The sequence below is a fragment of the Mucilaginibacter sp. PPCGB 2223 genome (assembly GCF_001705515.1).
Taxonomy (GTDB): Bacteria; Bacteroidota; Bacteroidia; order Sphingobacteriales; family Sphingobacteriaceae; genus Mucilaginibacter.
This window is the reverse complement of record NZ_MDJS01000001.1, coordinates 110,074-136,659: the sequence shown is the minus strand read 5'-3', so window position 1 is coordinate 136,659 and position 26,586 is coordinate 110,074. Positions and strand designations below refer to the sequence as shown.

General features: G+C 44.0%; 30 protein-coding genes. 12 read left to right on the top strand and 18 right to left on the bottom strand.

Annotated features, from left to right (window positions below):
* Nucleotides 1–55: 55 nt before the first annotated feature.
* The 3 genes from BEL04_RS00615 to BEL04_RS00605 all read left to right on the top strand — a co-directional run bounded on the left by BEL04_RS00615 (nucleotide 56) and on the right by BEL04_RS00605 (nucleotide 2,305).
* Complete coding sequence (locus tag BEL04_RS00615; RefSeq protein WP_065999075.1) at nucleotides 56–1,267, top strand: IscS subfamily cysteine desulfurase; 1,212 nt, start codon at nucleotides 56–58, stop codon at nucleotides 1,265–1,267.
* A gap of 114 nt (nucleotides 1,268–1,381) precedes the next feature.
* Nucleotides 1,382–1,795 carry a Fe-S cluster assembly scaffold IscU gene (gene iscU / locus BEL04_RS00610; protein ID WP_065999071.1) on the top strand — a complete coding sequence of 138 codons (414 nt, stop codon included), beginning with the start codon at nucleotides 1,382–1,384 and terminating at the stop codon, nucleotides 1,793–1,795.
* A gap of 183 nt (nucleotides 1,796–1,978) precedes the next feature.
* Nucleotides 1,979–2,305, top strand: a complete 327-nt coding sequence (locus tag BEL04_RS00605) for an iron-sulfur cluster assembly accessory protein (RefSeq protein ID WP_065999069.1) — start codon at nucleotides 1,979–1,981, stop codon at nucleotides 2,303–2,305.
* 175 nt (nucleotides 2,306–2,480) lie between these two features.
* On the opposite strand, the gene BEL04_RS00600 is transcribed toward BEL04_RS00605, so the two are convergent.
* Nucleotides 2,481–3,905: a PQQ-binding-like beta-propeller repeat protein gene (locus BEL04_RS00600; protein WP_175403970.1), complete on the bottom strand. Its 1,425-nt coding sequence runs from the start codon at nucleotides 3,903–3,905 to the stop codon at nucleotides 2,481–2,483.
* A gap of 92 nt (nucleotides 3,906–3,997) precedes the next feature.
* On the opposite strand from BEL04_RS00600, the gene BEL04_RS00595 reads away from it, so the two are divergent.
* Nucleotides 3,998–4,450: a flavodoxin family protein gene (locus BEL04_RS00595; RefSeq protein WP_065999063.1), complete on the top strand. Its 453-nt coding sequence runs from the start codon at nucleotides 3,998–4,000 to the stop codon at nucleotides 4,448–4,450.
* A 392-nt stretch (nucleotides 4,451–4,842) separates the two neighbouring features.
* Here the strand turns inward: BEL04_RS00595 and rpoN are convergent, their stop codons facing one another.
* Nucleotides 4,843–6,321 carry an RNA polymerase factor sigma-54 gene (rpoN, locus tag BEL04_RS00590; protein WP_065999059.1) on the bottom strand — a complete coding sequence of 493 codons (1,479 nt, stop codon included), beginning with the start codon at nucleotides 6,319–6,321 and terminating at the stop codon, nucleotides 4,843–4,845.
* Between the two features lie 179 nt (nucleotides 6,322–6,500).
* On the opposite strand from rpoN, the gene mscL reads away from it, so the two are divergent.
* Together mscL and BEL04_RS00580 are read left to right on the top strand one after the other, a co-directional pair.
* Complete coding sequence (gene mscL, locus BEL04_RS00585; RefSeq protein ID WP_065999056.1) at nucleotides 6,501–6,887, top strand: large conductance mechanosensitive channel protein MscL; 387 nt, start codon at nucleotides 6,501–6,503, stop codon at nucleotides 6,885–6,887.
* Nucleotides 6,884–7,279: a hypothetical protein gene (locus tag BEL04_RS00580; protein ID WP_065999052.1), complete on the top strand. Its 396-nt coding sequence runs from the start codon at nucleotides 6,884–6,886 to the stop codon at nucleotides 7,277–7,279. Before mscL ends, BEL04_RS00580 begins: the two co-directional genes overlap by 4 nt.
* Here the strand turns inward: BEL04_RS00580 and BEL04_RS00575 are convergent, their stop codons facing one another.
* Nucleotides 7,280–8,152, bottom strand: coding sequence for a ChaN family lipoprotein (locus BEL04_RS00575; RefSeq protein WP_065999051.1), 873 nt, complete (start codon nucleotides 8,150–8,152; stop codon nucleotides 7,280–7,282).
* 136 nt (nucleotides 8,153–8,288) lie between these two features.
* Between BEL04_RS00575 and rpmH the strand changes: the two genes are divergently transcribed.
* The 5 genes from rpmH (at nucleotide 8,289) to BEL04_RS00555 (ending at nucleotide 10,786) form a co-directional block, all read left to right on the top strand.
* Nucleotides 8,289–8,447 carry a 50S ribosomal protein L34 gene (gene rpmH, locus BEL04_RS23780; RefSeq protein ID WP_083227700.1) on the top strand — a complete coding sequence of 53 codons (159 nt, stop codon included), beginning with the start codon at nucleotides 8,289–8,291 and terminating at the stop codon, nucleotides 8,445–8,447.
* 94 nt (nucleotides 8,448–8,541) lie between these two features.
* Entirely contained in the window at nucleotides 8,542–8,919 is a 378-nt protein-coding gene (gene rnpA / locus BEL04_RS00570; protein ID WP_065999050.1) for a ribonuclease P protein component, read from the top strand.
* Nucleotides 8,916–9,158 (top strand): membrane protein insertion efficiency factor YidD, encoded by a 243-nt coding sequence (gene yidD, locus BEL04_RS00565; protein ID WP_065999048.1) that lies wholly within the window; start codon nucleotides 8,916–8,918, stop codon nucleotides 9,156–9,158. The genes rnpA and yidD overlap by 4 nt, the downstream gene beginning before the upstream one ends.
* 2 nt (nucleotides 9,159–9,160) lie before the next feature.
* The gene (tsaB, locus tag BEL04_RS00560) at nucleotides 9,161–9,853 is read left to right on the top strand and encodes a tRNA (adenosine(37)-N6)-threonylcarbamoyltransferase complex dimerization subunit type 1 TsaB (RefSeq protein WP_065999045.1); all 693 of its coding nucleotides are present in this window, start codon (nucleotides 9,161–9,163) and stop codon (nucleotides 9,851–9,853) included.
* 384 nt (nucleotides 9,854–10,237) lie between these two features.
* A complete protein-coding gene (locus BEL04_RS00555; protein WP_065999043.1) occupies nucleotides 10,238–10,786 on the top strand; it encodes a DUF4337 family protein in 549 nt (182 codons plus the stop codon).
* Between the two features lie 86 nt (nucleotides 10,787–10,872).
* On the opposite strand, the gene BEL04_RS00550 is transcribed toward BEL04_RS00555, so the two are convergent.
* The 11 genes from BEL04_RS00550 to BEL04_RS00500 form a co-directional block, all read right to left on the bottom strand.
* The gene (locus BEL04_RS00550) at nucleotides 10,873–11,259 is read right to left on the bottom strand and encodes a multidrug efflux SMR transporter (protein WP_065999041.1); all 387 of its coding nucleotides are present in this window, start codon (nucleotides 11,257–11,259) and stop codon (nucleotides 10,873–10,875) included.
* 57 nt (nucleotides 11,260–11,316) lie between these two features.
* Nucleotides 11,317–12,282, bottom strand: coding sequence for a sterol desaturase family protein (locus BEL04_RS00545; protein WP_065999039.1), 966 nt, complete (start codon nucleotides 12,280–12,282; stop codon nucleotides 11,317–11,319).
* A gap of 15 nt (nucleotides 12,283–12,297) precedes the next feature.
* A complete protein-coding gene (locus tag BEL04_RS00540) occupies nucleotides 12,298–13,212 on the bottom strand; it encodes an N-acetylneuraminate synthase family protein (protein ID WP_065999036.1) in 915 nt (304 codons plus the stop codon).
* Between the two features lie 22 nt (nucleotides 13,213–13,234).
* On the bottom strand, nucleotides 13,235–13,729 hold the full coding sequence (locus tag BEL04_RS00535; RefSeq protein WP_065999034.1) for an HAD family hydrolase: 495 nt from the start codon (nucleotides 13,727–13,729) through the stop codon (nucleotides 13,235–13,237).
* Nucleotides 13,730–13,818: 89 nt separating this feature from the next.
* Entirely contained in the window at nucleotides 13,819–14,622 is an 804-nt protein-coding gene (locus BEL04_RS00530) for an SDR family oxidoreductase (protein ID WP_065999030.1), read from the bottom strand.
* Between the two features lie 9 nt (nucleotides 14,623–14,631).
* The gene (locus BEL04_RS00525; protein ID WP_065999028.1) at nucleotides 14,632–15,975 is read right to left on the bottom strand and encodes an aminotransferase class III-fold pyridoxal phosphate-dependent enzyme; all 1,344 of its coding nucleotides are present in this window, start codon (nucleotides 15,973–15,975) and stop codon (nucleotides 14,632–14,634) included.
* A gap of 74 nt (nucleotides 15,976–16,049) precedes the next feature.
* Nucleotides 16,050–16,985 (bottom strand): transketolase family protein, encoded by a 936-nt coding sequence (locus tag BEL04_RS00520; RefSeq protein WP_065999027.1) that lies wholly within the window; start codon nucleotides 16,983–16,985, stop codon nucleotides 16,050–16,052.
* 1 nt (nucleotide 16,986) lies between these two features.
* On the bottom strand, nucleotides 16,987–17,829 hold the full coding sequence (locus BEL04_RS00515; protein ID WP_065999026.1) for a transketolase: 843 nt from the start codon (nucleotides 17,827–17,829) through the stop codon (nucleotides 16,987–16,989).
* A gap of 60 nt (nucleotides 17,830–17,889) precedes the next feature.
* Nucleotides 17,890–18,717: a cytidylyltransferase domain-containing protein gene (locus BEL04_RS00510; protein ID WP_066003276.1), complete on the bottom strand. Its 828-nt coding sequence runs from the start codon at nucleotides 18,715–18,717 to the stop codon at nucleotides 17,890–17,892.
* Nucleotides 18,718–18,725: 8 nt separating this feature from the next.
* Nucleotides 18,726–19,757, bottom strand: coding sequence for a hypothetical protein (locus tag BEL04_RS00505; protein WP_254659498.1), 1,032 nt, complete (start codon nucleotides 19,755–19,757; stop codon nucleotides 18,726–18,728).
* A 386-nt stretch (nucleotides 19,758–20,143) separates the two neighbouring features.
* Nucleotides 20,144–21,373 (bottom strand): MFS transporter, encoded by a 1,230-nt coding sequence (locus BEL04_RS00500; RefSeq protein ID WP_065999023.1) that lies wholly within the window; start codon nucleotides 21,371–21,373, stop codon nucleotides 20,144–20,146.
* Nucleotides 21,374–21,590: 217 nt separating this feature from the next.
* Between BEL04_RS00500 and BEL04_RS00495 the strand changes: the two genes are divergently transcribed.
* Nucleotides 21,591–23,681 carry an LruC domain-containing protein gene (locus BEL04_RS00495; protein ID WP_254659497.1) on the top strand — a complete coding sequence of 697 codons (2,091 nt, stop codon included), beginning with the start codon at nucleotides 21,591–21,593 and terminating at the stop codon, nucleotides 23,679–23,681.
* A gap of 59 nt (nucleotides 23,682–23,740) precedes the next feature.
* Here BEL04_RS00495 and BEL04_RS00490 read toward each other — a convergent pair whose 3' ends face one another.
* From BEL04_RS00490 to BEL04_RS00475, 4 genes are all read right to left on the bottom strand, one after another.
* Nucleotides 23,741–24,199: a hypothetical protein gene (locus BEL04_RS00490; RefSeq protein ID WP_083227699.1), complete on the bottom strand. Its 459-nt coding sequence runs from the start codon at nucleotides 24,197–24,199 to the stop codon at nucleotides 23,741–23,743.
* Between the two features lie 66 nt (nucleotides 24,200–24,265).
* Complete coding sequence (locus BEL04_RS00485) at nucleotides 24,266–25,003, bottom strand: hypothetical protein (RefSeq protein ID WP_065999019.1); 738 nt, start codon at nucleotides 25,001–25,003, stop codon at nucleotides 24,266–24,268.
* A 24-nt stretch (nucleotides 25,004–25,027) separates the two neighbouring features.
* A complete protein-coding gene (locus BEL04_RS00480; protein WP_065999016.1) occupies nucleotides 25,028–25,765 on the bottom strand; it encodes a hypothetical protein in 738 nt (245 codons plus the stop codon).
* 240 nt (nucleotides 25,766–26,005) lie between these two features.
* Nucleotides 26,006–26,545, bottom strand: coding sequence for a hypothetical protein (locus tag BEL04_RS00475; RefSeq protein ID WP_065999014.1), 540 nt, complete (start codon nucleotides 26,543–26,545; stop codon nucleotides 26,006–26,008).
* Between the last annotated feature and the right edge of the window lie 41 nt (nucleotides 26,546–26,586).

Here is a 26,586-nt window from a genome sequence, read left to right as displayed (position 1 = left end):
TAAAAGAATTGCGTATCTTTGTAGCGTTAATGAAGCTTAACAGAAATAACACGAGATGAATCTTCCGATATATTTAGATAATAACGCCACCACCCCGATGGACCCAAGGGTGCTTGAGGCTATGCTGCCCTACTTTACCAACAAATTCGGCAATGCGGCCAGCCGTAACCACCCTTTTGGGTGGGTAGCCGAAGAAGCTGTTGACTATGCCCGCGAACAGGTTGCCAAACTGATAGGCGCCAACGAAAAGGAAATTATTTTTACTTCGGGCGCAACCGAGAGCGATAACCTGGGTATCAAAGGCGTGTTCGAGATGTACAAAGACAAGGGTAACCACATTATTACCTGTACTACCGAGCACAAAGCCGTGCTGGATACCTGCAAGCATATCGAAAAATTAGGCGCGCGTGTTACTTATCTGGATGTTAAAAGCGATGGTTTGATCGATTTGGCCGAACTGGAAGCCGCCATGACCAAGGAAACCATTTTGGTTTGCATCATGTATGGTAACAACGAGATCGGCGTTATTCAGCCTGTCAAAGAAATTTCGGCTATTGCCCACAAGCACGGCGCGCTGTTTATGACAGATGCTACCCAGGCTGTAGGCAAAATACCGGTAGATGTGAACAAGGATGGGATCGATATCCTGGCTATGTCAGCACATAAAATGTACGGCCCTAAAGGTATCGGCGCATTATACGTTCGCCGTAAAAACCCAAGGGTTAAAGTTACCGCCCAGATGGACGGCGGCGGCCACGAGCGTGGTATGCGTTCGGGCACGTTGAACGTTCCGGGTATTGTTGGCCTGGGTAAAGCCTGCGAGCTTTGCATGCAGGATATGGAAGCCGATACCAAACGTTTATCCGCCCTGCGCGACAAACTGGAAAGCGCCCTTACACAGCTTGAAGAAAGCTATGTAAACGGTAACCGCGAGCACCGCTTACCGCATGTAGCCAACATCTCGTTTAAATACGTTGAAGGCGAAGGTTTGATGATGGCTATGAAAGATCTGGCCGTATCATCAGGTTCGGCCTGTACCTCGGCATCTTTGGAGCCATCGTACGTTTTAAAAAGTTTAGGCTTAAGCGACGATCTGGCACACTCTTCGATACGTTTTGGCTTAGGACGCTTTACTACCGAAGAGGAGATTGACTACGCCATCGAGGTAACTAAAAACGCGGTTAATCACCTGCGCGAGCTTTCTCCGCTATGGGAAATGTTTAAAGAAGGCATCGACCTCGACTCGATAGAGTGGGCGGAACATTAAGAAGGTTGTCAGTTGCGGGTTACGGGTTGTCAGTTTTAGGCTGAGAACTGAATAATAAACAACTGAAAACTGAAAACAGATAACTGAAAACTAATAAAACTAAAATATAAAGCTATGGCTTATTCAGATAAAGTAATTGATCATTACACCCACCCCCGCAACGTTGGTACTTTGGATAAAAGTAAAAGCAGCGTTGGTACCGGCCTGGTTGGTGCACCCGAGTGCGGCGACGTAATGCGCCTGCAGATTGAGGTAAACGAAGAAAATGTTATTACCGATGCCAAGTTTAAAACTTTTGGCTGTGGTTCGGCGATAGCTTCTTCATCGCTGGCTACCGAATGGTTAAAAGGCAAAAGCATCGATGATGCTATGAAGATCGACAACATGGATATTGTTGAAGAGCTGGCCTTGCCACCGGTAAAAATACACTGCTCGGTTTTAGCCGAGGATGCTATTAAAGCTGCCATTAACGATTACCGTGTTAAAAACGGCATGGAAGCTTTGGTGAGCGAGAAAACGCATCATTAAAGATAGACTGTTAGTATTTAGTACAGAGTATTTAGATTGCTCTGTTGCTTGTGCTAACATTTTTTTCGATACGCTATTTAGACTTAAACTTAATTAAGTAACGATAGTCTAAATTTATAAATACAATTAGTACATAGATAGTCATCTAAATACTATGTACTAACTACTTAAATACTAAAAACAATGGTTACAGTAACCGATAAAGCAAAAAGCAAAATTGAGCACCTGATGCAGGACAGCGGGCTGGATGCTTCGTATTTTTTGCGCGTGTCTGTTCAGGGTGGCGGCTGCTCAGGTTTGTCGTACAACCTGGATTTTGATAACGAGGAAAAAAAGGGCGACCAGTTTTTTGAAGATAAAGGCGTGCGGATGGCCCTGGATATGAAATCATTTTTATACTTGGCCGGTACCGAACTCGATTTCAGCGACGGGTTAAACGGCAAAGGCTTTAACTTCCATAATCCTAACGCCACCCGTACCTGCGGCTGCGGCGAAAGTTTTTCTGTATAATTTTTAATGTGATTAATATATAGTACAAAGGGCTTCGGGAAACCGGGGCCCTTTGTTGTTTTATCGAAAAAATTTTCTTCCAAATATCTTACGTTGCTATGTTTATCTAAATCATTTACTGACACCCGTAAATTAGTATAGCATTAAATTTAAATCTGAACTGACAACAATCAAACTATCTAACCACTGCACTTGAGTTACCGTAATACGTTTTATTATTCAAAATGACGACTGGAAAAACAACATATAATCCCGCAGCATAAGAGGATATTGACATTGACGTTTTACCCGTATCAGCATTAACCTCTGTTAAAAGACAATTGTTGCCCGATGCATAAAGTTTATTGCCAACAACCACAATATCACTATTATAACCATTATTGTATACAACATCAAAAGCATCTGCAGATTGCCATATTTGTGTACCTGTTTTAATGTTTAGAGCATGCATCTTGCCACTATAACACATATAAACTGTATCCCCCCTAAAACCAGGATTACAAGAGGTTGGTACATTCCAAAGGAGACTACCGGTTGTGGCGTTAACTGCAATGGTTTTTGGGCCAAGCGTTTGCAGAATTACACCGTTGTGAATCTGAGTGATATTCCTGTTGTTCAAAAAAATACTTTCGGCTTGAGTACCATAGATATATTGCCAGTTTAAAGTACCACTTTGGGCGTTTAGGCTAAGCATACTTCGGGTTGACATTACTGTAAAATAAATATTCACTCCATCAGAAGTTGGAGTGCTGCAATTGGCAACATTATCACCATTAACAAAATAGTATGACCATTTTTTTATACCTGTAGCGGCGTCAATAGCAAAAAGTGAATTACTGCTGCAAAAATATAGCGTATTATTGACAATAATAGGTTCGGTTAACAAGGTTGTATTTACCGGAGCGTCAAAAGTCCATTTAACCGTATGATTACTGGTATTTATTGCAATCATTTTTTGGGCATCAGTAGCTGTATACACCATTCCTTTATCATATAAAACAGAGCTTTGCGAACTACCCGTAGTAGCAACACTCCATAAACGGGTACCCGTTTTTAAACTCAGAGCTGTCATTACTTTACTTTCGCCGATAAAAAGCGTATCACCTGAAATGGCCGGGGTATTATATGAATAATAGCTCCCTCCCATTGGGACATTATAACTTGAAGGAAACGACCAAAGCGACGAATAATTAGCGGATAAAGTATATTTAGAATAAGAAAAAGAAAAACTAAAACCCAGAAAATAACCATTAAAAGCTGAAACATAAAAAGTATCGACCATTGCCGAACCTTGTGAATTTCTAGCGATCACTTTACCATGATAGGCATTTGGAGTAAGATTTGCAGGAGTAACTGTATATTGTAACTTATTTAAAAGTATTGTATCAGAACCAAGAATAACCGTGTAAGTCACCGCATCCTTAGGATCAACAGTAGTAGCTTGGGTCCAATTTATGACAGCATAATTCGCCCCCCTATCTGCAACTGTTACTGTAAATGCTCCAATAGGCTTATCAGTTGGTACAACGGGGCTGCTATTCTTCTTACACCCAGAAAACAAAATAACAAGTATGCCAAAGCAACATACATAGATACGCATAATTCCCATTGTAATTTCTAAGTATAAATATAAATAATTACTTATGTAGTACAGCACTATTTACTTTAAAAATAAACATTCTATTCTTACGCATGAGTCAACCCCTGATCATCCTATCCAGTAACCGCCGCAACAGCAATACCGAAAAATTTGTGAAGGAACTTTATGGCGATAACCCTTACCATCTCATTAACCTGCTCGACCATCACATCCAACCCTACAGCTATGGCGGCGTTTACAGCGCGGATGACGGTTTTAACGAGATTGTAAATGTAATGCTGGAGCATGATGATATCACCTTTGCCACGCCTGTTTACTGGTATACCATGAGCGGCCTGCTCAAAACGTTTATAGACCGGCTGACCGACATTGTCACCATCGATAAAGAAAAAGGGAAGCAAATGAAAGGCAAATCGATATCGGTAATAGCAGCCGGCAGCGACCTTACCCTGCCCGAAGGTTTTGAAATACCGTTTAAACTGACTGCCCTGTACTTTAATATGGTGTTTAAAGGGGTTACCTATAAACCGTTTGAAGAAAAATAACGGGTAAGTTTTGCCTCCATTTTCACATCAAAAAACTTGCTTATCCGGGTATTTTTAGCTATATTGTAGGTTTGGGCGCAAGCATGTGCTCTTCCATAGTTCTTTAACAGTACTTGCAAAAGCACACATGGGTATACCCATTAATACCCATGCGGTACCCATGTGTTTTATGGGTGTGAAAAATGGCAAAAATGGCCGCACGCGGCTTAAATGAGGGTTTTGACAGAAAAACATGTAAAAACACCCATAAATACCCATGTATTCACTAAAGCTACGGCATGCGGTGGTATGAAGCTGAAAAGATTTGTATAGCCGCTCTGTATTGCAAGAGATTGCCACGTCATCGCTGCTTTCAGCGCGCTCTTCCTCGCAATGACATGGCGGAGGAATACTTACAACTCCTTCCTCAACCTCGCTACCGGAATATTCATTTGTTCGCGGTATTTGGCAACCGTGCGGCGGGCAATATTGTAGCCTTTTTCTTTCAGTATCTCGGTGAGGCGTTCGTCGGCCAGCGGGTGATGCTTGTCTTCGGCGCCTATAAAATCTTCGAGGATCTTTTTAACCTCCTTGTTAGATACTTCTTCGCCTGTTTCGGTGGTGATCGCTTCGGAGAAAAAGGATTTGAGCAGGAAGGTACCGAACTCGGTTTGCACGTATTTGGAGTTAGCTACACGCGATACGGTGGAGATATCCATACCTATCTTATCGGCAATATCCTTCAATATCATGGGGCGCAGGTTACGCTCATCTCCCGTAAGGAAAAAGTCGTACTGATAGTGCATAATGGCGTTCATCGTTTTGAGCAAAGTTTGCTGGCGCTGTTTAATAGCATCGATAAACCACTTGGCCGAGTCGAGCTTTTGCTTTACAAACTGTACCGCTTCACGCATTTTTTTATCTTTCTGTGCGGCCTTATCGTAATGCTCAAACATATCCTGGTACGAGCGGCTTACGCGCAATTCGGGCGCATTTTTCGAGTTCAGGGTCAGTATCAGCACCCCATCGTTATTGGCGATATGAAAATCGGGGATCACCTGCATTTGTTTGGTGTTTACCTCATTGCTGTCGCCTGGTTTGGGGTTTAGTTTTAATATCTCGTTCACTACGCCGCGCAGTTCATCGCTTGTCATGTTGAGCGATTTTTCCAGCTTATCATAGTGCTTACGGGTAAACTCATCGAGGTAGTTCTCAACAACCAGCATCGCCTTTTTGATGATCGGGTCGTTATGGTCCTTACGTCGCAGTTGTATAAGCAAACATTCCTGCAAATCGCGTGCGCCCACGCCGGGCGGGTCGAGCGTTTGTATCACCCTCAGCATTTCTTCCACTTCGTCGTCTTCGGCCATGATGTTTTGCGAGAAAGCCAGATCGTCGGTTATCGACATGATCGGCCGGCGCAGATAGCCGTCGTCATCCAAACTACCGATGATCTGCTGACCGATGCGGAAATCCTTGTCTGATAAAGGCAGCAGATCCAACTGGTTTTGCAAGCTTTCAAAAAACGAGCTTTGTACCGCTATCGGTATTTCTTTACGGTCTTCGTCATCGTCGCCGTTCTGGTCATACCGCGAACCGTATTCGTTCACATTGTCTTCCTGCAGGTAATCGTCTATGTTAAATTCATCAAATTCTCCCTGCTCACTATCGTCGCTGTTAAAGTTATCATCGTCGGGGTCGCGGTCGGGGTAAAGCTCATCAGGCTCATTCATGTTCGATAAGCTCATGTCTTCGAGCGCCGGGTTCTCCTCCAGTTCTTCTTTAATTCGCGTATCTAACGACACGGTAGGCACCTGCAGCAGTTTGATGAACTGTATCTGCTGCGGTGATAGCTTTTGTAAGAGTTTTTGTTGTAGATTTTGTTTTAACATAAATAATAGACAGGCAAAAATACACTAATTAGCGCTAACAAAAAATAAACGGCGCTCACCACTACCTTATAAGTATATTTTATTTTTTTATGATGGATAAACGAAAACCGGTTATCAATTGTTCGGTTTATTTGTAAATTAGTTTTTACAAATTTCAATCCAACTAAACGTATTGCATTATGGGTTTTATTAAAGAGTTTAAGGATTTCGCAATTAAAGGTAACGTAGTTGATTTAGCAGTTGCCGTGGTGATTGGCGGGGCATTTGCCAAAATAGTGAGCTCTCTTGTAGATGATATCATCACTCCGGCCATACTGAAGCCAGCACTTACCGCCGCGCATTTAACCAACCTTACCGAACTGGTAATACCGGGAACGGCAATTAAATACGGTAATTTCCTATCGCAGATCATTTCGTTTACAATTATAGCCGTAGCTTTGTTTATTATTATTAAAGCTCTTAACGCTATGAAACGCAAGGAAGAAGCCGCCCCTGCCGTGCCGCCCGAACCAAGCAAAGAAGAAGTGCTATTGACCGAAATACGCGACCTGCTGGCGAAAAAGTGATACTGAACAAAAAGCCATCTAAAATATATACCTGGTTTGATAATAATGGCGGATTAGGCAAATGGATCTATATTGCCGCCATTTGTTCGGTGGTTGTGATATACGGGATGATACAAAGCAGATACCAAAATAATGAACTTCGGCAATACGGAGTTGTTGTATATGCCCGTATGATCGGTAATCATACATCCAGGTCAAGGATGAATGGCAATTGTGATGACTTTGTGTATCAGCTTTACAACATTACTTATCAGGCTCAAATTGACGATTATGAACAGCACTTCCATATTGGGGATACAGTGATACTCAGGCTTTCGTCGAGGGATCATTCGGTATACGATCTGATAGGTCGCCGCGTGAACGGTAAAGATTATAAGCGGGCTGGTGAGTGATCATTTTTCGGTTTTTGTATCCGTCAGCACCACATAATCGCCCAGTTTATTGTAAAAGGCAAAGCCGGGTTTGGTAAGGTCGTTTCCGGATACCGAAGCGATGTTGAGCATTTTTATCTTACTATCGTATTTAGATAGCTGCGCCATAATACCCAGCTTCTCTTCGCTATGGAAGCCACCGTTCACGTTGAACACGTGCATGTTTTTATGATTTTCGAGGTATTGCGATATCGCCCAGGCCATGGTAGCATCCCATAGGTTTTGCGACTGGTAAACTTTTAAACCTCCCGCATCGGTATGCCCGCCCATGATCTTTAAAAATTTTTCGTAATATCTGCCGGTAGCCGTATCGATAGGCAGCGGCGGCAGGTGCGACTGACCGGAAGCGTCGAGCCTGTTCAAGCTGCTTAAGCCCATACGGCTCACCATGTTGATATAACGCGCAGGCGCATTGGCGGCAATCACGTCCATATTGTTGGCTTTGGCCATCTCCACCATCGGGCGGTAATCCTTATAGTTGCTCCAGGCGCGGCAATCGATCAAAAAGTTGCGTTCGCGTATCAGTCCGCGAAGGTATTCATTTAGTACAGGCTGTGTATCGGTCTCAAACATTTCCATCGAGAGCGCTACCTTTCCGGGATACCTGATCAGTAGCTTTTTCAGGAGCGTAAATTCTACATAGTGCGCTACCGAGTCGGTATGCTCTTCGCCAAAAAACAACACGTTGGCTTTGGCGGCATCTTCAACGATATCATCGAGCGAAATCTCCTTACCCTGCACCGTGCTGTAAACACGAAAGTGTTTATCCATGTTGTTTTGGCCAAAGGCGACAAAAGAGGCTAAGAGCAGGGTGACAAAGAGGATAGATTTCATATAGGTAGTACGTACGAAGGGATATATTGGTTGTTGAAAATAATTAAAGTATTTTTACAAACGCCGTTTGAAATATAGAAAAAGTACGCTATATTTGCGCTCTTGTTTTTAAAACAGCGAATATAAGTAAATAGTCATGAAAAGAACGTTTCAGCCTTCTCAGCGTAAAAGAAGAAATAAACACGGATTCCGCGAACGTATGTCATCTGCTAATGGCAGAAGGGTTTTAGCTTCAAGAAGAGCTAAAGGCAGAAAAAGACTGACCGTATCAGACGAGCGTCGTCACAAAGCCTAATATCCCCGATCGCTGTTCCCGTTGGCGGAACTGATGCGGGCCTGCCCCATCCGATCTGATCAACAACTGATCTGCTTCGGTTCAATGCGATCGTATGTATACATTAAAAAAGGAAGAACGGTTATGTAATAAAAGGCTCATCGATGAGCTTTTTCAAAACGGTTCTTCCTTTTTGTGTTATCCCTTTAAGGTTTCCTTCAATATTATTGCTCCAGGTAAAGTACCAGCTCAGACGCTCTTCTCTGTAGCCAAAAAACGCTATAAACGCGCCGTGGATCGTAACCTCATCAAACGCCGTATGCGTGAAGCTTACCGCCTGAGCAAACAACGGTTACTTTATGATCATTTAGTTACAGCAGATAAAACCATTGTTTTATCTATAGCCTACATTGGCAAGGAGATTGAAGATTACTCCGTAATTGATAAAAAAATGCAGAAAGCACTTATCCAGCTTTGCAGCATGATCGTATGAAGCACTTCGTCAACATATTAAAGACCCTGCTTGGCGGCCTGTTTGTTTTACTCATTAAAGTCTATCAAAATTTGTTATCGCCACTGTTGGGCGCACAATGCCGTTACACACCCACCTGCTCGCAATACGGGGTTGAAGCGATAAAAAAATATGGCGCCTTTAAAGGCGGATGGTTAACTTTGAAACGCATTGGCCGCTGCAACCCCTGGGGCGGGCACGGCCACGATCCTGTACCATAAACATGAGCTTAATACTACTAATAGAAACTGCTACCACATCCTGCTCCGTAGCTTTGGCAAATACCGGGAAGATCATCGGATTACGCGAAATCAACCAGCGCAACGTACACGCCGAAGTGATCACCATTTATATCGACGAGCTTTTCAAAGAAACCGCTAAACACTATAGCCAGCTGAGCGCCATTGCAGTAAGCAGTGGGCCCGGCTCGTACACCGGCCTGCGCATCGGTGTATCTACAGCTAAAGGCTTAGGCTTTTCGTTAGATAAGCCCCTGGTTGCTATAGAAACGCTCAATGCAATGGCGCATGGCCTGATAGGGCGCGGGGAGGTTGATATTGACAATAACACCCTGCTATGCCCGATGATTGACGCACGACGCATGGAAGTTTATACTGCTTTGTTCGATCATTCAGGCAAACAGGTAAAACCCACCGCAGCCGAGATCATTGATGAGAACAGCTTTGCCGAACTGCTTATTAATCACAAAATCATATTTTTTGGCGATGGCGCAGATAAATGCCGGGAAGCTTTGGGCCATCAGCCGAATGCTACGTTTATCCTGGGTTTTTCAAACTCTGCTAAAGACCTGCTGACACCTGCCCTGGCAAAATTAAGCGCCCAACAATTTGAAGATATTGCTTATTTTGAGCCCTATTATCTGAAGGACTTTATTGCAGGCGTAAAAAAAACATAGCAAAAAAACCTGCCGGTTTAGAGCAGGTTTTGATTAAGGGAAAACCGTTGTAAAAATCAGATCATATTAAAGCCCTCTGTTAATTAAGATGAACCTTACCGCTTATAAAGGCAAACGCAATTAAGCCTAAAGGCAAAAACTGGCCGACAAAACCGATTACTAAAATTGTGGTGTTCATTTTGTTTAAGAATTAATGAATAGTTTAAATTAAATTAGGTATCAATACCTGTTCAATAATTTTGCCAAAGTGACTGTTAGAGGTTTAATAGCTTGTTTTGGCTAAAAAGGATCGTTCTAATAAAGATTAAAGCATATCAACTTACACAAACTGTGTAAAAAATTTACTAAAAGGGGAATAATTTCCCATAAAAGAAAATAAATAACATGGAAGAAATAGAAGACCCTACCGAATCACTGCACGAGCATATACACGAAGGTGCGCACCATGCGCAATCTGAAGGTAAAGACAAATGGGTAATATTCGTTGCGCTCACCACGGCTATTATCGCTGTACTATCGGCCATAACCGGCTTGCTGGCTGCTTATCATTCGGACGAAGCAATGATAAAACAACTACACGCCAGCGACCAATGGGCATATTACCAGGCCAAAGGAATCAAAACCGATGTCCTTATCTCCGAAGGGAAAGTACTTAAAGCCATGGGCAAGCAACCCGATACTGCCGATGTAAATAAAATCAAGGAAAATAAAGAAGAACAAAAACACATAAAGGCAGAAGCAGAAGCTGCGCAGGAAGAATCGCACAAACATCTGGAAGGGCATGATATACTGGCACGCTCGGTAACCCTTTTCCAGATATCTATAGCGATATCGGCTATAGCTATACTGGTTAAAAAGCGGCTATTCTGGTTTGTGAGTTTGGGTTTTGCGGCTTTTGCAGCGTACTTTTTTATTATGGAGGTGTTAGGGTAGTTAGTCCCCTCTAAAATTCCCCCCACCGAAAGTAGAGACTCTTAACAACTTCTCTAAAACTTTCCCTCCCGGTTGGGTGGGCTATTTCACGGCGTTACCTTCTCGGGTGCGGCAACAAACTTCAGGCCCACAATACCGATGATGATCATCAGGATAAAGCCAAACTCGGCTACAGATATTTTTTGTTTAAAATAAAGCAATTCGATTAGTTTCAAAACTACGATGGTCATTGCCGTCCAGACGGAATAGGCTGTCGCGTTGGTGAGCGACTTTAGCGACATCGAAAAGAAAATGATATTACCTACGCCGAATGCGATATAGCCAATTAAGGGTAACAGAGCCGGTAAAGCACCATCCATCCTGTAGAAATTATCCCAACGTAAGGTTTTTAGTCCGGCAACACTTAAATATTTAACCGAGTAGGTCCAGAGCGCTTCAAATAGCGAAGCAATAAATAGATATAACCAGCGCAATATGTGTAGATATTAGTTAATAAATGGGTTAATAAAAGCTACCAAGATACTAAATATTTAAACATCTAAAAGCTCGGGCTTCACGCTAACCTCTTTTTCTTCAGAAAGGTTAACATCATTAACCGGTAATGGTTTTGAAAGGAATGTTTTTTTAAACCATTGGATAAAGCCGGGGCGCAGGTTATAATACCAGGCAAGCCATTTATATTTAGCCACCAGTTGCCGCTCGTCGAAACGTTTTACAGAAAACGCGTGTTGTGCAAAATAGTCCTTAGGGTAGTCGTAATACAGCCCCCAATTTTCTGGTTTATCGCCTGGCTTATGATCTGGAAAATACACGGTGCCGAAAAGGTAATCCCAAATTGCAAATTTGGTAGAGAAATTGGCATGAAAAACTTCCTGGTAGTTTGCATGGTGCCAAAGGTGCAGTTCGGGACTGTTCAAAAAGTATTTCAGCTTGCCCAGCTTTACATTGATGTTGGCGTGGATAAACATCCCGAGTGTGGCATCCAGCATAGCTTTAATCGGGATAACGGGCGAATATGGGCCAAGTAATAAAATAATAGGGCCGAACTCGATAGTCTGGTTAATAATGATCTCTACCGCATGCGAACGCGACCCGGCCATAAAATCAACCTGTTTACCCGAATGGTGCGCCTCGTGCGTACGCCAAAAAAACTTGTTAGCATGCTGAAAGCGGTGAAACAGGTAGATATACAGATCGTGGGTAACCACAAAAAAAGCTACCTGCGCCCACAAGGGCCAATCGGCCATAAAACTGATCCCTTTCCAGCTGTAATGACTTTCAATCGGAGCAATAATATAATCAAAGATCAATATCTTTAAAAAATAGCTCTGTATCAGGGTATACCAAACCAGGTCGACCCAAAAACCCTCTCTGAAAAAAGGTAAGCCCTTACGGTAAGGCGAGATGCGCTCCCACGTTATCATAAAGGCTATCCAGCAAAAAAGGATAATGGTGGTAATTAATGAAACGTGATTAAATGTTTCTTGTTCGGTCATTACCTTATCGTTATTTTATTTACTTTTTAATTCGGGTTGGTTAATGTTTACCCTCAAACGTTTCATCGGACCGATCTCTGATTCGTAAACCTTTTTCACGCCATCGCCCATGGCGGTTTCTACGTCGCGGATATCGCGTACCAAACGCTGGAAGCCTCCCGGTTCAACCGATGCGGCATGGTCAGATCCCCACATGGCGCGGTCTAAGGTAAAATGGCGTTCAACAAAGGTTGCCCCTATTGCCGCAGCAGCTACAGTGGTGGCCAGGCCGGTTTCGTGGCCTGAGTAACCGATAGGCGCTTTGGGATATTTGGCGGTTAAGGTCGGGATCATTTTCAGGTTCAGCTCTTCGGGTTTGCAAGGATATGCAGAGGTCGAATGAGCCATAAATACCGGGTAATTAGGATCGAAGTCATAAACCAGCTTCATCGCATCTTCAATCTCCTGCATGGTCGACATGCCCGATGATAACATCAGCGGTTTACCGGTGTGCAGTATCTTTTCGATCAACGGAAAATCGGTCAGTGATGCCGAAGCCAGCTTATAGATAGGCGTATCAAACTGCTCCATAAAATCAACCGAATCCACATCCCATACCGATACGAACCAGTCGATACCGGCCTCTTTACAATAAGCATCGATGGCAGCATATTCAACTGTACCAAATTCGGTTTTGCGTTTGTAATCTATATAGCTCATGCGGCCCCATGGGGTATCACGCATAATTTCCCATTGATCTTTAGGTACGCAGATCTCCGGGGTACGCTTTTGAAACTTTACAGCGTCAACTTTGGCGGCAGCGGCTTCGTCAATAAGCTTTTTGGCTATATCAAGCGAACCATTATGGTTAATGCCGATTTCCGCAATAATGTAACATGGCTCACCGGCACCAATTTTACGCCCGGTATTTAATTCGATTGATTGAGACATTTTTTTTCTCTTTTTAATTTAATTATTTTGCCGAGATCAATAATTCGGCAAATTCTCTAAAACACCCTTCGCCACCTTTCGACTGGCAAATATAATTAACTTTCTCTTTAACAAATCCCATTGCATCGGCCGGGCAGGCTGTAAAACCCACCAGAGCCATAATTTCCAGGTCGTTGCAATCATCGCCTATATAGGCAATTTGCGATGGATCGATCTGCGATTCGGCAATGATCTTACGCAGAACTGCCGGTTTATCTTTCGAACCCAGGTGCAACTGTGTTATCTTTAACTTCTCGGCCCGTTTTGCTACTGACGGTGATAATTCGCCGGTTATAATTCCGGTTTCAATACCTGCCAGGTTACGCAGGCGCTCCACACCCATCCCATCGCGGATGTTAAATTTTTTGAGCACCTCGCCATTCTCACCGTAATAAACTCCGCCGTCGGTTAAAACGCCGTCGCAATCGGTCAGTAATAGTTTTATGTTTTGGGCTATCGCCCTTTGTTCATCTGTCATTTCTTTTGTTCATTGGTCATTGGTTCATTGGTCATTAGTCCTGTCTGGTTAAAAAAACCAATGAACTATTGAACTGATGAACTAATGAACTATATCGCCGTCCACCCCCCGTCAACCACCAGGTTAGCGCCGGTCATATACGCCGAGGCATCGCTGGCTAAAAACACTATGGCACCCTGGTAATCGTTTGATTGTGCCATGCGGCCCAGTAAAGTTTTAGCTGAGTAGTTCTGTACAAAAAATTCGTTCTGGCTGTTCTCAACACCGCCGGGCGATAAGGTATTTACACGTACACCTTTATTACCCCAGTAAGCGGCCAAAAAGCGGGTAAAATTAATCACGGCTCCTTTGGTTACCGGGTAAGCTGCCGACTTATAGAAAGTCTGCTCACCGCATTCGTTACGATAAATGCTTTGATCGGGGCCAACCATGCCGTAGGTTGAAGCTACATTGATAATGCTGCCGCTGCCCTGGTTAGCCATTACAGTACCAAATACCTGCGAACATAAAAACACACCGGTTACGTTAACATCCAGCGATTTTTGAAAGGCATCCAGCGGGTAATTTTCGAACGCCGAAAGCTCGGCAGCCATGGCCGGGTTCTCAAACATGTCGTTAATTGCCGCATTATTCACTAATACATCAATGCTGCCGTATTGAGCTAAGATGGCATCTTTTGCTGCCTTTAGCGACGTTTCGCTGGTTACATCAACACCTATGCCTAAATGGTTACTGCCTAAAGCAACTGCAAACTCTTCGCATTTAGCGCCGTTAACATCAGCTACCACAACGTTGGCTCCGGCGCTGGCTAACGCCTCGCAATGTTTTTTACCTATCAGGCCCAGAGCTCCTGTAACTATGGCCGTTTTATTTTTTAATGAGAAAATATCCACAGGCTTATCTTATACAGTTGCTTTTTTAGGTTTGATGTTATAATCGCTCACCTTACGGAAAACGGCTTCCAGCACTTCGCCTTTCAGGTACGATTTTACATTTTTGCTTTCGATGGCCTCTTTTAACAAAGGCATCACATCGCGATAAGCTGACAAGGTGTAAGCAATATCTTCATCGCTGTGGCTGTAGCACATGTTGTGGAAACCTGCCCAAAGCACTCCGCGTTTAATCATCTCCTGCTGTACAAAGGCCTTTACTTCCAAACCATTACCGGCTTCGGGTGTAAAAGTTACCATACTGCGGCAGTTGTAGCCAACGCATTTGGTGTATTGGTCTACTCCAAACTCAACTGCGATTTGGTTGTAACCATCTTTTAATAAAGCACCTTTTTCGTTAAGGTATTGCGGTACTTTTTTATCGCGTAACTCATTAATCGTTGCGATTGAGGCTACCAGCGATAAAGTTTCGCCACCGAAAGTAGTATAGCTGAACACTTCGCTGTTAAACAGATCCATCACATCGGCACGACCGGTAAGGATAGCGATAGGCATTCCGTTGGCACAAGCTTTTGAGTATACAGCCAGATCAGGCTTCACATCAAAATATTCCTGCGCACCGCCGATGGCGATACGAAAGCCCGTCCACATTTCGTCGAATATCAACAGGGTACCGTTTGCTTTACAAACTTCAGCAAGCTCTTTCAGGAAGCCTGGTTTTGGTGCTTCAAAAATAAATGGCTCCAATATTAAAGCGGCAACGGTATCATCCAATGCTTCCTTTATAGATTCGATATTATTGTAATCGAAGGTATAGGTCATGTTCTGGATGGCCTCAGGAATACCCGAGTTACGGCTGGTAACGCCGATATACCAATCGTGCCAGCCATGGTAACCGCAGCAAAACACAGTTTCGCGGCCGGTAAAGGCGCGGGCAACACGGATGGCCGCCGAGCAAACATCGGCACCGGTTTTTGATATTTTAACGCGCTCGGCGTTAGGGATAACTTCCTGGATCAGTTCAGAAAACTCAACCTCTAAAGGCGACATCAGCGAGAAAGTGATACCTTCATCCAATTGCTTTTTGATAGCCTCATCTACTTTCGGATATGCATAACCTAAAGAGATCGGGCCGATAGCGGCGTTATAGTCGATGTATTCGTTGCCGTCGACATCCCACACATGCGAGCCTTTGGCTTTTTGAATGTATTTTGGCGCTACGCCTTTTGTCCATTGACCGGGGCCCTTGGCCAAGGTTTGCGTAACCGGCGATTGCACTTTAAGCGCACGCTCGTATAACTCGTTGGATCTGGTGATAACCGGGTAATCCGCGTTGAATTTTACTGTATTTGGCATTTTTTTAAGTTAAAAGTCAAAATTAAAAAGTCAAAAACCTGTCTCTTGGTTTAGAGCAGGTTTTATGCTGTTTGTTACTCTGCAAACTCTGGTGTTGCGATGGTTGGCTGGATGGCGTTGGTTGTATAACCCAATATCTTTTCGGCTATCTGCTTGCCGGTAAAACCTTCGTAAGCTAAAACTTCGGGCAGCAAAGCCGGTTTAAACCATTTATCCAAACCATACGGCATTACCCTGGCTGACTGGCCGTGCTTCAGTAAAGTTTCGGCAACTATACTGTATAAACCGCCGGTGTTAAAGTGATCTTCCAGGGTAACCAGTAATTTTGATGAAGCGGCAACTTTCAGAATAGCCTGCTCATCAACCGGTTTTAGGCTGCGCATGTTTAGTAAACCTACGTTCAGGCCCTGGTCTTTTAATATTTGTGTAGCGATCAATGCTTGCTCAAATAACAAACCGTAGGTCAGGATAGTTACATCCGCGCCTTCGCTGATCACTTCTGCTTTGCCGATTTCGAACGGTGTATGCTGATAGTCGGTTTTACGGGTATTGATACGCAGGTAAGCCGGGTTTGGCGAGTTCCAGATGGTTTCGATCATGCCTACCAGGTCCTGCTCATCTGCCGCAGCGAAAACAGTTACGTTAGGAATGCCGCGCATAATGGCCACATCCTCGATAGCCTGGTGCGTGGCACCATTACCGTCCGACAAAAAGCCGGGGATAAATGCGCTAAGTTTAACAGGTAAATTAGGGATACCCGCATCGGTACGCACAAACTCAAAAGCACGCATACTTAAAAACGATGCCAGTGCGTGTAAAACCGGGATACGTCCGCGTAAAGCTAAACCCGCCGCAGCACCTACCATGGTTTGTTCGGTAATGCCGGTATCAACAAAACGACTACCTAATTTAGCAGGCAGGTTGCGTATCAAAGCGCGGTTTTCGGCTGTCATTACGATATAACGCTCGTCGTTAACAGCTAATTCGGTCAATAATTCTTCGTACGACATATTATCTCACTACTAAAGTTTCGGATGTTAATTGGGTTGTCTGATCGCCGGCCAATTCTTTTAGAAGCGACTCTATCTCTTCGTGCGTAAAGTTGCAGAACCAACGGTCGGCACGAGCAGATATGCTTGGCAAACCTTTACCGCGAACGGTATCGGCTATCACCACGTTCAGTTTACCTTCCTGGAAAGGATAAGCCGAGAATGCTTCGTGCAAGGCATCAAAGCTGTGCCCGTCGATACGTTTAACAGCAGCGCCGAAAGCGGTAAATTTATCATGCAAGGGCTCCAGCGGTATCAGGTCCTCAGTCGGCATATTGGCCTGGAACTGGTTACGATCAACCACAAAGATCAGGTTATCCAACTTGTAGGCATTGGCTACCAAAACAGCTTCCCAGCAGGTACCTTCGTTCAGTTCACCATCGCCCAAAATACACACTACACGGTTTTTACCGCCGCGCATTTTGATATCCAAAGCAACGCCTAAAGCTACTGATGGTAAGTGGCCCAGAGAGCCCGAGTGAAACTCGATACCGGGAATTTTAGTGTTGGGGTGCCAGTAAATATTATCATTTACCGAAAGGTGATTTTTTAAACGCTCCACGTCCATCAAACCGATCTCGGCAAAGGTGCCGTACAGGGCAGGTACATCGTGACCTTTGGATAGGAACAGATAATCGCGGTTTGGATCGTCGAGGTTATCTTTGTTAATGTTTAAAAATTTGGTGTAGAGGTATACGATCAGATCGGTTGCCGATAAAGATGCGCCTACGAAACAGCCGCCATCGGTCGACATGCGGATAATGTGCTGGCGAACTTTAAAGGCTATATCTTCTAATTCACTCATCTGTAGATTTTTATGTAGTTAACTATTAATTTAACAAGGTTTTCAAATATAGCAATAATGTTAAACCCCGCCACCCGGTATTGTTCTTGTTTGCTTTTCGCTGACAGTTTTTAACTCGCCCAGGTGATTACGGTACCAGTTTACCCCAGCGTAGCCGGCGTTGATCTGATAAATCTCAGGCTTTTCATCCAATAGCTTCAGAATGTCATCGCAGGAGAAATCGTGTTTCGCAGGATACAGTTCTTCGTATACACGGTTAATGAATTCGTAATCTTCCGGGTAATCGATAGTGAAACGATGCGACATGGAATAGTCGAGCCCTGCGGGCCAACTGATATTCGCTATTCTGAATTTATCAGGGTTCTCCCAGATATAAGGTGTGGTATGTTCGAGTTCGAGCGGGCGGCTGGCTTCTTTCCAGGCTTTTTCGATACAGGCCATGGTCATGATCTCGACATCGTTACCATCGGGCCAGGTAGCCGGGTGCAGATTGTTTACAAAATCGTATTCGCCTGTATGTTGAAGATAAAAATCCAATACCTGGTCTATAATACGCGGATCGATCAGCGGACAATCCGAAGGTATTTTGATCACCACATCGGCATTATATTTTTTACCTGCCTGGTAGTGCCTGTCGAGGCAGTTGCTTAAGCTTCCGCGAAAGCAGGGAACACCGATAGCATTGGCTTCCGTTTCGATGATATCATCCTGCTCGGCATCCGATGTGGCGATAATGATCGTCGCCTGGTGGCGGATCATCTGCAAACGCTCTATCATGCGGCTAAGCAGGCTTTTGCCTAAAATTGGCTTGAGGACTTTTCCGGGCAGGCGGGTCGACGACATACGCGCCTGTACTACGATAACTATTTTTTCAGGATTTTGATCCATGCTGTTCATTAGGCGGAAACGGCATCCAGGGCACGTTTGCTTTCGGCATATTTAAATAACGCAGGCCTGTACTTAAAGCTTTTTACAAAGTCTTCCTTGTTTCCGTTAAACTCGATAAAGTTGCGGCAAATATTGGCAATATTTTTTGATGAAGTGCCGCCGTTTTGTATAGGGGTTAATTTATGTAATTGATCCAGATCGAAATACGAATGAACTTTTTTACCCAATGCGATGCCTGTGTAAACCACGGTCGAATATTGGGTGATCAGTTCCTCACAATTGGCGATCATCTCGTTGGTATTACCTGCCTGGAATACCAGTGTGCCTTTTGGCGCATATTTTTCTATTTCACGTTTGGCACGCTCAAACTTCTCGTTCGGGTGCAATTTGAACAGCATCGGGCGGCCATCAGCAATTTTTACGGCGCGTTTGATAAACGCGGGACGGTTCTCGAATCGATAGGTTTCGCGTACATCGGTAGTGGCCACCATCACATAATTATGATACGGGAAATCGTTGTTGACGAATTGCTCCAGGTTATCATAATTAGGCATGCCGGTAACAAAGATCTTTTCGTTATCGGTGCCTGCTTCGGTAAAGAAATTTTTATAGCCCGGCGAGGCGGTACAATAAATATCACAAATGTTTGATGAACCGTTAAGCGAAGTATCGCAGCTTAGCCAGCGTGGCAGACCCAGTGCTTTAACCAGCATGCTTTTAACGTTAAACTTATCAACCATACCTTCCTGTATCCAAATGGTTTTGGTAGCCGTCATCCGTTTGGGGATGATCATATCTGAACAAAAAACCACCAGGTCGTAGTCGTTCTTTTCGGCACGGTAATCTATCTGCAGGTTATGGCTGCGCAGATAGCATTCTGATTTTTCCTTGAAGTTATTCCCTAAAGCGCTCCCATCGATAATGGTGGTGTGCTTTAGGGCGGTATTAATGATAGTCGAATCGGTAAATAAATGACTAAACCAACAATCGTATTCAGATAACTCTCTGGCTATCTGGTGCATCTGAATCGTTTGATTCATTGAACCAGTAGTAAATAATATCTTTCTTCTCATTTCTACACTTTTGGTTTCATCAATTAGTTTATAAAACTATAAAATACCTTGCCAATAATGGCGATCGGCATTTATAATTAATAAAAAATTCACGTTAAGTTAACGATAACCATGAACATTATAACGACTTAATTAAGGCTTTTGGCTGTCGGTAAAATTTTACAAATTAAGCAAAGGTAATGATTATGATACAAACCTATGCAACTCATTCTCCACATTTAACGGTAAAAAGGCACCAGCAATTGCTTTATGGCTATAAAAAGGTTAATAATTTTTCTTCTGACTTTAAGAACAAACTGAAATTTTCGGCAAACTTTTATTGATAATAATACGAAGCAAACTCTTTTGACTTGTTACATTACCTGTTCCATTAGCGCCCGCTCCTTTCGCGAGGTAACTTTGTAAAGCAGCAAAAAACCTGCAGAGGCAATAAAGCATATTAAACCCATCAGCCACCAAAGCGCCTGGTAGTTAAACTTTTCAATAACCCTGCTACCTATTAACGGCGCGCCAATTTGCGCCAGCGACCACGACATGGTGAATAAACCAGCATATTGCCCGCGATTCTGATCTGTAGTGCGGCCAATAAAAAACGAGCTCATAAAAGGCATGCTCATCATTTCGCCTATGGTGATAATAACCATAGATAATATTGCGGTGAACGCCATGGCCGGCAAAATATTGAGCACTATAAAGCTGCTTCCTACTATCAATACTCCCAGTGCCGTAAATTGCAACTGGTGCCGCCTGCCTTCGAGGTTATTGACCAATACCATTTCTATCAGCGTTATCATGGTTCCGCTCAGGGCCATTAACCCGCCGATAAATTGTTCGCTTAAGTGCCATTGTTCCTTGTAAAAAACAGGCTGCATGGTAAAGAGCTGAAAAAAACACATCGCGAACAAAAACTGAAAAAATATGAATACCAGGTAAATCTTATCCTTGTAAGCAGATGCCGATACATCTTTACTTGCAGCAACTGCGGCTTTACTTGCATTTACAATTTTCGATCGCGGCATTAATATCAGCAGCATAATGCCGGCCAGTATATTGGTGCTGCCATCAACCCAAAACAACAAATGGTAATTAACCGATGCCAGGAACCCGCCTACAGCACCGCCCAACGCCCATCCCAGGTTTACAGCAAGGCGGTTTAACGAGAACGAACGGGTTTTATTCTCAGCCGAACTGTAGTACGCAATCGCAGTAGAATTTGCCGGCCTGAAAGCATCGTTACACATACTTAATATAAACGACAGTGTTGCTATTGATAAAAACGTATGCTGCAGACCGAGAATCATAAACAACACCCCCCCGCTAAGCAATGCTCCTGCCTGCACATCGTAAAAACCGTATTTATCGGTAATTTTACCACCAATAAAACCACCGACAACCGAGCCGAAACCAAAAAGCATCATAATTATCCCGGCTTGTACGATGCTGAAATGCAGTTTCTGTGTACAATAAATGGTCATAAACGGGATAACCATCGTGCCACTACGGTTAACGAGCATTACCAGGCACAGATACCAGCTATTGCGCGACAGGCCACTGTATGCTTGTTTGTAAAGTTGTAATAGCATTGGGTTGATGGAACTTGAGGAAGGGTCAAATTTACAAAATCGGTAGCTTAAGAGCTAATCCGGCTATAGCAACATCGCTCCATTCATCTTCCATTTATAGAAATATTTCCAAAAAATGGAATCAAGCAATGTTAATGTTTTATATTATATTATTGATTATAAGTAGTTTAAATATTTGGCACAGCTTTCGTATCCCCCATGCCAAATGAAAACGAAAATGAAAAAAATCTCGAAAATTAATTACCTCATCTCGCTTGTAGTTGTGGTAAGCGTAGCCTCATCATGTAAAAAGGCAACAACATTGGATCAGGCAGACAACAACACGACTACCACAGTTACCACCGCTAACAAAATAGCGCCTGATGGTTTTAACTTTAACACAACCAAGCAGGTTTCGGTTAACATTAAATTATTATCCATCGATAATCAGCCTTTAAAAAATGTAATGGTAAGCCTCGCGCCACCATCTAACCTGGTAAATTACTCGGGCGCCGACCTTTTTAAAGCAGCTACAGATGGCAACGGCAATATCAGCGCATCGGTAACAGTACCTGCTTCATTGGATACATTAGTTTTAAAGCCCGCTTATACCGGTATTATCCAAAACTCAAAAGCATTGATCATCAATAACAGCATTAACGTGGTATTGGGTGGTACGGCTGTGTGCAGCGGCGTGCTGGCGCAAAGTACCGCAGGCATACCGGCAAACAGCATACAGGCAGGCGGCAGGTTAAGCACATACGGCGCCGACCAGACAATCTATACCTATATGGGCAAATTTGATAGCTACGGCGCGCCGGCTGACTATAAAGTTTCGCCATCGGATGTGATATCAGCCTCGTTTATGACTTATCTGAACGCATCGTTACCCGAGGGGAAAGACGTACGGAAATTGCACCCGTCGTACATCGCCGGCGGCACCGCATCTGATTTGAAAGTAGTTCAAAAAGCCGACGTTTGGATAACTTTCGCGTATGAAGGAGCCGGAAACTTAAACTCTGTTGGATACTATGCTTACCCAACCAATACGCCGCCAAAAACCACTGCCGATATTAAGCAGGTTTATTATATGTTTCCAAACTCGTCGATGCCATTCAGCGGCGGTAACCTGGCCCAGGGCACAAAAATTAAATTAGGCACTTTTGATGCAGGCACTTCTATTGGTTTCGTCATATTTTCTGCGGGGTGGACCGGCAGTGGTGTAAACTCAAATGCAGCTAAGTTTTATTCGACGTCAAACCTTAACCCCGAGCCGGGCGACCTGGCGCGCCACACCGTTTTGCTAAACGATGCGAAAGAAAACCTTTTTATGATTGGGTTTGAAGATTTAAACCGCACCACAGCAAGCTGCGATCACGATTTTAACGATGTAATATTATATGCTACATCAAACCCGGTAACTGCTATCTCAACAGATAATGTTGCGCCGGTTGATACCCCTGTAGACAGCGATGGCGATGGTGTAAGCGATACCTTTGACGCTTTCCCTAACGACCCAACCCGCGCATATATCTCTTACTATCCGTCAAAAGATAACTGGGGAACTTTGGCCTACGAAGATCAGTGGCCGTTAAAAGGCGATTACGACATGAACGACCTTGTTGTTAACTACCGTTATACCCTGATCAGCAACGCGCAAAACAATGTGGTTGAAATGACCGGCGATTATACCTTGCTGGCAGCCGGCGCATCATACAACAACGGCTTTGCGGTTCAATTCCCTTTCTCTGCATCGGTTGTTAAACAGGTAACCGGTCAACGCCTTACCTCGGGATACATCAAACAAGCCGGTAATGGTGTAGAAAGCGGGCAAAAGAACGCGGTTATCGTACCTTTCGACAGTTACCGCAGCATGGTTCAAACCCCAAGTTACTTTATCAATACAGTACCATCTAACACCAAATTTGCAAGCGATACCGTGCATATTTATATGCAGTTCACCTCGCCGATTACTACTGCTACGCTTGGCAGCGCGCCATTCAATCCGTTCCTCATCAGCAACGGGCACCGCGGCTTCGAGGTACATTTACCTGGTAACGCACCAACCGACCTGGCCGACATGACCGTATTCGGCACACAGGACGATACTTCGGTACCGGCAACCGGCAGATATTACCTGAGCCAGGACAACCATCCATGGGCGATGAGCTTTTACCAGGGGTTTGCATACCCCACCGAAACCAGCCCGGTTTGGGCAGCCTACCTGCACTTCCTGGATTGGGCCAAATCGGGAGGCACACAGTTTACCGACTGGTATTCGAACACCGCATCCGATTACCGGAACAGTAATTTTATCTATTCAAAATAAAGAGGTTGTAGTTTTCATAGTTCGAACCCTCGTACCGATACGGTGCGGGGGTTTGTTATTTATGATATTTTGGGCTTGAATATTCGTTCCGTTTTCGTCCATTTTATGGCGGGGAAATTTCTATCCGGATGGTTTTTCGACGGGTGCCTTACCTTGCTCACCTTACCTTCGGCGATCGTTCTTTTGCAAATCGCATCCCAGGCCGGGATTTCGGTATCTTCGCTAAGCCAGTGCATATAGGTTGCCTCATCGCACCATAAGGGCAGTTTTTGCATAGCTTTACGGTGCGGCGGCGAGTTTCTGAAAGTTTTCATATCCGCATCAGTTTTCCATACAGTAACCGTCCAAAACACCAGGTTTTTGTCGATCAGCTCCTTACCGGCAATAAAGCCCGGTGTTACAAGCAGTTGTTTAACCGACAGGCTATTGCTTGATAAAAATCCGGGTAAATACCAGATCGATCTTAAACGCAGCCGTGTTATCGAGATAAAAAACATCGTTTTAATTTTATATGCCATCCAAACAAAAATAGCGATGAACCAGTTAACCCATCGCTATTTAAATTCATTTATTAATCAAACCGTTTACCACAAAAACAACGGCACCAGCCAAATTGGCGATACGTAATACGGATCGTAATACGGCTCATAGTATTCTACGGTTTCGTAAACTACGGTTTCGCCATCATCGCCGTTATCATTGCGGTTCTGCGCTTCCTGCTCCAATAGCTTGATCATAAGCTCAGATCCCTGGTTAATCATATCAACCATAGCATCTTCACCAACTTCCTCGGGCTTAATGGCGGTTTCGCAGATGGCTTCTATTTCTTTCCAGATATCGCCCGACATGAGGTCGATCTGCCAATCATCTGTACTTGTATTGAAACGATCTTCATTAATGAAAGACATGAACACGATTTCGGCCGGATTTATCTTTTTAAAAATGGCCACCGCTATCCGCAGATCATCAAAACGCTCTTCGTTTTTGTAGATATCCCAGGCCTCATCGGTACTGAAATCGTAAAAGCGCGAAAAGGCGAATTCACCTTTTTCCAGGTCGACGAAGGCGAATACATCGTATACCTTTAAATATTCAGTATAGCGCTGCATAAAATTATCGAAAGCTTGCTGTCCCTTGGCTGATACCTGGTAGTTTACGCCCGATACCTGTACATAGCCTTTTTCTTCCAGCTCGGTAAACAAGGGTTTTAATACAGGGTCGTTACCCTGCGGGATGGTTTTGAACTGGTGGTCGCCATTGATCAGTTCGTTTAGCAAAACAATGGCCCTGTATGTTTTTTTATCTTCTTCGTTGATATACATAAGATGTGTGTTGTAGGTTAAAAATTATCTTCTGCGGCCAAAACCCGAACGGCTGCCGCCGAAACTGCGGCGCGACGAACCGCTGCTAAAGCCCGAACTGTGCGAACCGCTGCCAAAACCGCCGCTCCGTACGCGCGACGAACTGTTGCGTGTGCCGAACGAACGTTGCGAGCTTGACCCGGTTACCGACCTGCTGTAACTGCGGTTGGCCGAGGTTGGCGCACTGGTGCGGTAGGTAGTGCTTACACGGGTACGCGAGTAGTACGACGGATAATATCCATAATGATACATCGGCACATAATACGGGTGCGGGCGCAGCAGGTAGCTCATCAGCAAAAAGTCGCCAAAAGTAAAGTGCGAGTGGTAATAATAGTTATCGCCAACATATTGGGGGTTACCCTGGATATTCAGGTCGGCATTATTGTTATCTGTAGGGTTGACTTTGATAGAAGCCACAGTTACCGACTGATCCTTACTTACATCGTCGATCACGTCCAGCTGGTTCTGGCCTGGTTCGTTCACTTTCAGGTAATCGATGTTGCCATCCTTATCCAGGTCGAGGTTATTGATGCCGTTTGCCGGATCGTTAATGGCTTTTTCCAACACCTGCGGGTCGGTACTGGTTTTAACCAGGTTAGCCAGTTTGTTCACATCAAAGCCTGCGGTAGTGTTGCTTTGTATAGTTACGTTGTTTTGTTGCGGACGCTGGTTACAACTGCTTAAAATAGCTGCTGCAGCCAATATAATGAATACTTTTTTCATGATTGGGTTATAATATACTATAAAGGTACGAAACTTGCGAATTAACAGGCGCAAACACTGATATGTTTGCCGGGATGGATAGATGACCGTGTAACACGATTGGTTTGTTTTTCATTTTGACGCTTCTGCAAGCGGTTTGTTACACCAAATATAGTTATACCTGTATACAGGTATCAATAGCTACCGGGTAAATCAAGGCAAATAGTCGGTGAACGGAGGTTTTATGACGGTGATTACGAATCACATTCCCACGCCACTACCCGTTTCAGGGATAACCAACCCATCTGGATAGGTCGGGAACATCTTTTTAAGATTCTGGTTCTTAAACGGAGCCGTATCGGTAAAGAACCAGCGCAGTCCATTATTGTGTGATACAGCAAGCAGGTAGGCTCCCCTGGTAATAACCGTACCGTTCGCCGAAAGCTGGATGATATCAGGCACTAAGCTGTACAGATCGCCTTTTGATTTGTAAATATCTTTGATGTCGCCTACCGAAACCGATTTGAATATTACGCCACGGGCCTGCATTTCCATCATGCCCTGTTTGATCTTTTCGGCCATTTTCTCTTTACCGCCAGCCATGGTTACAATTCGCGGTACGGTATAGTAAGCCATCTTTTGATAATCCTGCTTCATCATGGCGGCAGCCATTTCATTGGCCTGCTTTTTCAAAGCGACAGTTTGCGCAGCTTTGGCTTTGTAAGGTTTGGGCTGAGCGTGTAATGTTATCGATAAAACAGTTAGCGACAAAGAGATGAGCACAATTTTAAATGCTTTCATTAATACCTTATTTCTAAAAAATGAAGATAGATATTTTGAAG